Source organism: Mycobacterium paraense (assembly GCF_002101815.1).
In the GTDB taxonomy this organism is placed as follows: domain Bacteria; phylum Actinomycetota; class Actinomycetes; order Mycobacteriales; family Mycobacteriaceae; genus Mycobacterium; species Mycobacterium paraense.
The window spans coordinates 1-6,615 of record NZ_LQPM01000017.1 but is presented as its reverse complement, the minus strand read 5'-3'; the positions used below and the strand labels follow the sequence as shown (position 1 = coordinate 6,615).

Genomic DNA, 6,615 nt, shown 5'->3' with positions numbered 1-6,615 from the left:
GACTCGATCATCATCCAAGGAACCGCCGCCACCGCCGCTGCCCTGCCCGCCGGCGGTTCCTTGGATGATGATCGAGTCCGACCCCGCAGTCGCGGTCCCGGCCTGCACCCCGTCGCCGCCCGCTCCGCCGCCTCCGCCGGCGCCGCCGGTGCCGCCCACACCGCTGCTGCCGCCGAGGCCCGCCTGACCGAGCAGACCTCCCTGTCCCGCCGTTCCCGCGGCGCCGCCGGAACCGCCGGTGCCGCCCACACCGCCGACGCCGCCGGTGCCCCCGGCGCCGCCGTTGCCGCTGATCGATAACTCGCCGGCGCCCGTGTAAATCGCGAAGGAATCACCGCCTTTACCGCCCAGGCCGCCGCTGCCACCCAGCCCGCCGGTGCCGCCCAGACCGCCGGTGCCACCGGTACCGGCGGCCCCGCCGTCGCCGAGCAGCAACCCGCCGTGACCGCCGGTGCCCCCGACTCCCCCGGTGCCGCCCGTGCCGCCGGTGCCGCCGACTCCACCGGTGCCCCCGGCGCCTCCGGCGCCGCCGGCGGCGGTGACGGCGCTGATGCTGCTGCTCGCGTAGGCGGCACCCCCGGCGCCACCCACGCCGCCGTTCGCGGCGATGCCACCGGCGCCGCCGGTGCCACCCGTGCCGCCTTGGCCGCCCGCGCCTCCGTTACCGAACAGCAGCCCGCCGTTTCCCCCCATGCCGCCGGTGCCGCCGGTGCCTCCGGTGCCCGCGGCCCCGGCGTTACTGCCCGGACCGCCGAGACCGCCGATGCCGCCGTTGCCGCCGCCGGCATCCCCCGTGTCTAAGGTTGCGCTGTTGCTTCCGCCGGCCCCGCCGGTGCCACCGACCTGGCCCACCGTCCCCCCGTCGCCGTTGCCACCGGGGCCACCCACGCTGGCGGAGATCAACCCCGCGTCGCCCGTGTTGGCCGTCCCGCCGCCGGGGGTGACGGCGGTAGTGCCCGCCAGCCCCATGCCGCCCTGCCCGCCGGCCCCGCCGTTGCCGAACAGCAAGGCGCTGCCGCCGGCGCCGCCGCTGCCGGGGTTTCCGCCGTTGACGCCCGCGGCGGCGGCGCCGCCGAGCCCACCGGCGCCACCGTTGCCCTGCAGCAACCCGCCGGCACCGCCGTGCCCGCCGTTGGCGCCGGCGCCGCCCCCGCCGCCGGCCCCGCCGTTGCCGAACAGGCCCGCGCTGCCGCCGTTACCGCCGGCGACGCCGTTCGTCGTTTGACTGAAGCCGGTCCCGCCGTTGCCGAACAACAGCCCAGCCGCCCCGCCGTTGGGGTTCGCCGCCGTCCCGTCGGTGCCGTTGCCGATGAGCGGGCGCCCCAGCAGCGACTGCGTGGGCGCGTTGACCGCGCCCAGCACGTCCTGCTCGAGCACCTGCAGCGGGTTGGCATTAGCGGCCTCGGCGCCGGCGTACGCGCCCGCACCGGCCTGCACCGCCTGCACAAACTGCTGATGAAGCGCCGCGACCTGCGCGCTCACGCCCTGATAGGCGCTGCCATGGGCCCCGAACAGCGACGCGATGGCCGCCGACACGTCGTCGGCGCCCGCCGGCAGCAGCGCCGTGATCGTGGCGGCGGCCGCGCCGTTCGCCTCGCCCAGTGCCGAACCGATGCCGGCCAAATCGGTAGCCGCCGTCACCAACGCCTCCGGCGCTGCCACCACAAACGACACGCTGGCCCTCCAGTCATGGGGAAATGGGTATCCGGCAGATCGTATGCGCCGCGTTGAGCGCGCGTCCGGTGTTTGCTGAGACCGCCGGCGGTGTTAGCCGGAGTTCAGGCCCATCGCAAGGAAATCGAGGCGCCACAGGCCCTGAAACAGCTTGCGCGCGAACTGCTCGACGTCGGCCGTGTCGCCGCGCCGCGAGCCCGGACCCTGCGCCACGGACGCGGCTATCTCCCGAATCGTGCGACGGCCGTCGATCAGCTGCACAAACGGCAGCTGGGCCGCATTGAGCGCCGTGCGCCAGTCCGGCCGGTAGATCTCGTTGCCGGCCAGACCGCAGCGCATGCGCATCATCGGGACATAGTCGAGCGACGCGTCGGTCGAAAAATCAACGGCGTAGGACTCTTTCGGCCGCTCGGGACGGCACGCCATGAAGAAATGGCACGCGTTCAGCGTTTGGATGCGTTCCATCACCGACCATATCTTGGCCTCCGGCAACGCGTTCACGGCCGGATAGAACGCGCTCGGCGGGGCGAACAGCTCGTGCGCGTGGTACGGCGCCTTGAGGAGCCAGCCCTGAAACACCAGCCCGGCCGAGGTCACCAGATCGATGCACTCGTCGACGGTGTAGCTGCGCTCCCGACCATGCAGGAACGTATCGACCAGGGCGGCATCCGACGCCTCCAGGTCCCTCGCGACGCTCAGGTAGCTCTTCAGGGGGTGATCGGGCGAGAGCACGGACATGGCGTCTTTGACCAGCTGGACCGACGCATCGTCTTGGCGCAATCCCATGTCACGAAAGACCGATTCCATTATTTCGACCCCGATGCGGCCGTACCGCGCGTACAGCATCACCGCCAGGGCGCCGTCCGGTCGCAGGCAGCGGGCGAGCGCGGCCATGCCCGCTGGGGGGTCCGCCAGGTGATGCAGAACGCCGGTCGACACCACCAGGTCGAAGTCGAGGTTCAGGGTTGGCACCTCTTCGATCGGAAGCAGGTGCAGCTCCAGGTTCCACAGCCCGTGCTTGTCCTTCAGATATTGCTCATGGTCCAGCGACGGCTGACTGATGTCGACGGCCACCACCCTCGCGGCCGGGTTGCTGTAGGCGAAGATCGCCGCCTGATTCGTGCCGCATCCGGCGATCAGAATGTCGAGATCGGGCTTGTATTCCCGGTCGGGCCATAACATCCGGTGCGCGTGGACGGGATCGAACCACTGCCAACTGTTGACGACCCACTCGTCGAGGTCCTGGATGGGTCGCGGGTACCTCCACCGCTCGTATTGGCGAGAAACGACGTCGGCGCGCGGATCGTCGCTCACTGCGGCATCACCGGCGGCAGTCCCATTGCCAGGAAGTCGAGGCGCCACAGCGCCTGAAACAGCTTGCGGCCGAAGGCTTCCACGTCGCTCGCGTCGCCGCGGCGCGCCGCCGGGCCCTGCGCGACGCACGCGGCGATCTCCCGGATCGTGCGGCGGCCGTCGACGTGCTGCACGAACGGCAACTGAGCGGAGTTGAGGCCCAGGCGCCAGTCGTTCCGGAAGAGTTCGGCGCCGGACAGACCGCAGCGCATGCGCATCATCGGCACATAGTCGAGGCATGCGTCCGTCGAAAAGTCAATCGCATAAGACTCTTTCGGTCGCTCGGGGCGGCAGGCCATGAAGAAGTGGCAGCCGTTCATCGTCGAGATGCGTTCCATCACCGACCACACCGTGGCCTCGGGCAGAGCGTTCAGGGCCGGGTAGAACCCGTTGGGCGGGGCGAACATGTCGTGCGGGTAGTACGGCGCCTTGAAGAACCAGTCCTGGAACACCAGCCCGGCCGAGGTGACCAGCGCCATGCACTCATCGACCGTGTAACTGCGATCGCGGCCGTGCAGGAAGGTGTCCACCAGACCGGTGTCGAACTGTAGATCCGGAGCCAGCTTGATATAGCTGCGGACGGGGTGATCGGGCGCCAGCAACGCGATGGTGTCCTTGACCACCTGGACCGAGGCATCGTCTTGCCCCAGCCCCATGTCGTGAAACGCCGATTGCAGCATGTAGACGCCGGTGCGCCCGTACGTCGCGTACAGCATCACGCCGACGACGCCGTCGGGCCGCACGCAGTGCGCGAGCGCCTTCATGCCGGCCAGCGGATCCGCCATCACCATCAACACCCCGGTCGAGACGACCAGGTCGAAGTCGAGCCCGAGCGTGGGCAGCTCTTCGATCGGAAGGCGATGCAGCTCCAGGTTCCACAGCCCGTGCTTGTCCTTCAGGTACTGCTCGTGATCCAGCGACGGCTGACTCACGTCGACCGCGACGACCTTGGCGGTGGGGTTCGTGTAGGCGAAGATCGCCGCCTGATTGGTGCCGCATCCCGCGATCAAGATGTCGAGATCGGGCTTGAATTCCCGGTCGGGCCATAACATCCGGTGCGCGTGAACGGGATCGAACCACTGCCAGTTGTTGGCCGTCCACGCGTCGAGGTCCAGGATCGGTTCCGGGTACCGCCATCGCTCGTACTGGCGAGAGACGACATCAGCGCGCGGGTCGTCGGTCACTTTGAGCATCACCCCGTTGCCGTCAGAGGTTGGTCGAGCGTCGCCAGTTGGCTGACCCTATCCCAGATCCCCCTGCGCCACGGCTGGATTTTGAGCTTGCCTGCGCCCCATCGCAAGGAAGTCGAGCCGCCACAGCCACCGGAACAGTTCGCGGGCGAACTTCTCCGCGTCCTGCCCGCCTTGGCCCAGGCTTTCGACGATCTCCCGAATCGTGCGACGGCCGTCGACCTGCCGCAGGAACGGCAATTGGGCCGCACTGAGACCCACGCGCCCGCCGGGCTTGACGATGTCGCCGCCGGCCAGACCGCACTTGAACCGCATGCCGGGCACGTATTCGAGAGCCTCGCCCGTCGAAAAGTCAACGGCGTAGCTGTCTTTCGGCCGCTCGGGGCGGCACGCCATGAAGAAATGGCACGCGGCGAAAACATGAAGGCGTTCCATGACCGACCAGAGCCGGCGCTCGGGCAACGCATTGACGGCGTCATAGGCCGCGGTTCCCGGCATGAACCAGTCGTGCGGGTAATACGGCGCGTTGATGAACCAGCCCTGAAACGCGAGGCCGGCCGAGGTGACGAGGTCGATGCAGCCGTCGACGTCGAAACTACGGTCCCGGCCGTGCAGGAAGGTGTCCACCACGGCGGCGTCGTACTGAAGCTCCCAATCCCCCTCCGCCCGGAAATAGGTTCGCAGCGGGTGCTCGGCCGGCAGCACCGCGATGGCCTCCTTGACGAGGTGCACGGACGCGTCGTCCTGGCGCAGCCCCATGTCCCGGAAGACCGATTGCATCAATTCCACCCCGGTCCGACCGTATTTCGCGTAGAGCGTCAGGCCGATGGCGCCGTCCGGCCGCAGGCTATCGCCGAGCGCCTTCATGCCGACCAGGGGGTCGGCCAGGTGATGCAGGACGCCCGTCGACACGATGAGATCGAAATCGGTGCCCAACGTCGGCAGCTCTTCGATCGGGAGCCGGTGCAACTCCAGGTTCCACAGCCCGTGCTTGTCTTTGAGATATTGCTGGTGGTCCAACGAGAACTGGCTGATGTCGACGCCGACCACCTTCGCGCCGGGATTGCGGTGCGCGAAAACCGCGGCCTGGTTGGTGCCGCAACCGGCGATCAGGATGTCGAGATCGGGCGGGTATCCGCGGCCGGCCCACAACATGTCGTGAAACCGCGACGGGTCGAACCAGTGCCAGGTGCTGTCGGGCAGCGCGTCGAGGTCCTGGATCGGCAGTGGGTAGCGGTACCGCTCGTACTGGCGCGAGACGACGTCGGTGCGCGGATCGAGTTCCACCGCAGGATTATGGGCTGTCGCTCCATCGGCGCACCAGAGCCTCGCCGGGCAGCGTCGGCCCTGCGAAGGCCGTACCGCGGGTACCGGCTAGCCTCGACGAAGACCGACTGACAGGAGAGTGCTCATGAAGGGGTTCGCCGGCAAGGTCGCCGTGGTCACCGGCGCCGGTTCGGGCATCGGGCAGGCGCTGGCCGTCGAGCTGGCCCGTTCCGGGGCCAAGGTCGCGATCAGCGACGTCGACACCGAGGGCCTGGCGCAGACCGAGGAGCAGCTGAAGGCGATCGGGGCGTCCGTCAAGGCGGACCGGCTCAACGTCACCGAGCGCGAGGCCTTCCTGGCCTACGCCGACGAGGTGGCCGAGCACTTCGGCAAGGTCAACCAGATCTACAACAACGCCGGCATCGCCTTCACCGGCGACATCGAGGTCAGCCAGTTCAAGGACATCGAACGGGTGATGGACGTCGACTTCTGGGGTGTGGTGAACGGCACCAAGGCGTTCCTGCCGCACGTCATCGCCTCCGGGGACGGCCACGTGATCAACATCTCCAGCGTGTTCGGGCTGTTCTCGGTGCCGGGTCAGGCGGCGTACAACTCGGCCAAGTTCGCCGTGCGCGGCTTCACCGAGGCGCTGCGGCAGGAAATGATCCTGGCCCGCCACCCGGTGGCGGTGACCACCGTGCACCCCGGCGGCATCAAGACGGCGATCGCCCGCAACGCCACCGCGGCCGAGGGGCTCGACAGCGAGCAGCTCGCCAAGCTGTTCGACAAGCGGCTCGCGAAGACCAGCCCGCAGCGGGCCGCCGAGATCATCCTGGACGCCGTCCGCAAGAAGCGGGCCCGGGTGCTCGTCGGCACCGACGCCAAGCTCCTGGACGTCATGGTTCGGCTCGCGGGCCCGTACTACCAGCAGCTCTTCGGCCCCGTCATGGGCCGGTTGATGCCGAAGGTCTAGCGCCGGGCAACCCCTGGCGAGACTGCGCTCAGCGCGCGCGATCGGGGCCGACGGCGTCTCTGGGCGCAATCTCGGCGCGCAAGATCTAGCTGTACTCGGTCATCAGGTTGGTCGCAGTCGGCTGATCGGGGGTCGTCCTGCGAGTGCGCTGTGGCGTCG

General features: G+C 69.1%; 5 protein-coding genes. 1 reads left to right on the top strand and 4 read right to left on the bottom strand.

Translation table 11 applies throughout. The features are described from left to right. The 4 genes from AWB89_RS15665 to AWB89_RS15650 form a co-directional block, all read right to left on the bottom strand. A partial coding sequence (locus tag AWB89_RS15665; protein WP_085174886.1) for a PE family protein occupies positions 1–1,674 on the bottom strand: 1,674 nt, incomplete at its 3' end. Between the two features lie 93 nt (positions 1,675–1,767). Further along, positions 1,768–2,988 carry a class I SAM-dependent methyltransferase gene (locus AWB89_RS15660; protein ID WP_085174882.1) on the bottom strand — a complete coding sequence of 407 codons (1,221 nt, stop codon included), beginning with the start codon at positions 2,986–2,988 and terminating at the stop codon, positions 1,768–1,770. Beyond that, entirely contained in the window at positions 2,985–4,211 is a 1,227-nt protein-coding gene (locus AWB89_RS15655) for a class I SAM-dependent methyltransferase (protein WP_085174884.1), read from the bottom strand. The genes AWB89_RS15660 and AWB89_RS15655 overlap by 4 nt, the downstream gene beginning before the upstream one ends. 57 nt (positions 4,212–4,268) lie before the next feature. Continuing rightward, positions 4,269–5,504, bottom strand: coding sequence for a class I SAM-dependent methyltransferase (locus tag AWB89_RS15650; protein WP_085174880.1), 1,236 nt, complete (start codon positions 5,502–5,504; stop codon positions 4,269–4,271). A gap of 124 nt (positions 5,505–5,628) precedes the next feature. Between AWB89_RS15650 and AWB89_RS15645 the strand changes: the two genes are divergently transcribed. Next, positions 5,629–6,456 carry an SDR family NAD(P)-dependent oxidoreductase gene (locus AWB89_RS15645; protein ID WP_085103305.1) on the top strand — a complete coding sequence of 276 codons (828 nt, stop codon included), beginning with the start codon at positions 5,629–5,631 and terminating at the stop codon, positions 6,454–6,456. Positions 6,457–6,615 lie beyond the last annotated feature (159 nt).

Bases quoted from the DNA above. Each gene is read 5' to 3' on its own strand.
- AWB89_RS15645 (WP_085103305.1), top strand. From the start codon at position 5,629: ATGAAGGGGTTCGCCGGCAAGGTCGCCGTGGTCACCGGCGCCGGTTCG.